The organism is Vibrio sagamiensis NBRC 104589 (genome assembly GCF_007990935.1).
Taxonomy (GTDB): domain Bacteria; phylum Pseudomonadota; class Gammaproteobacteria; order Enterobacterales; family Vibrionaceae; genus Vibrio; species Vibrio sagamiensis.
The window spans coordinates 1-855 of record NZ_BJXJ01000141.1; the positions used below are offsets into that span (position 1 = coordinate 1).

The window sequence follows — 855 nt, forward strand, 5'->3', positions numbered from 1 at the left end:
AGCGGATTAGGATGACCTTGCATCTTTATATGTAGATACAAATCACGAGGGACCGATTCCAGTTGCTTAAATTCAACCAAACTGCGGTGGCTCACTTTCTTGTCAGATTTAGCTTGAGTAATTTTTTCTGATAAGTCATTGCTTTTGCTGAGATAGAAAGCCGCATTACTCGCAGGACTTTGCCCCGCTACTTCAACAACAATTTTGTTCTCAGGTATCGGATCGGAAGGTACGTAAATATAGTCTTTTGGTAAAACGACATCATCAGTTACAGGTTGATAACTTGCTTTATTAACCTTTGTTTTACCTGTATAAATCACCGATTGAATGTACGTTTTTAACTTTGGATAGCGATTAATTTGAGCATCACTTAATGACCCTCTACGAGGAGTATTAGAGATTGCGATCCAGTCTACTTTAACCAATTCAGCTTCCATAGATTGTAACAATCCGGAAGTGGAATTTTTTGCAGACAACGAGATCCGCTGCGAAAGTTCGTTTGGTAAACTTTTCACAATATCATTGGGGTTTCGCACCCGCGCAAATACTTCTATACACTCATCAGGAGTAAGAACAAAAGGTAGCTCTGCTTTTGATAGTTTTGAGCTAGGAATAAAGCGAACATTAGAATTCATGAGAGATCTCCGTGACCAAATCATTAAATAAAAAGGTCACGGTGATAACTTAAGCTGATAAGACTTAAATTTAACGACTTGGTAATTAGTAATCGTCCCCACAAAAGTGGGTTTAGATAAAAATAACAACAAAAAATAATGTTTAAAGTGATATAAACAGAATGAGAAACTAATAAAATGTAATTAAGAAACCTAAAATATTAGATATAGAATTAAAAAT

General features: G+C 35.6%; 1 pseudogene. It reads right to left on the minus strand.

From position 1 onward, the window contains the following. Positions 1-635: pseudogene (locus VSA01S_RS19830) on the minus strand (hypothetical protein); the annotation flags it as partial. Positions 636-855: the final 220 nt, after the last annotated feature.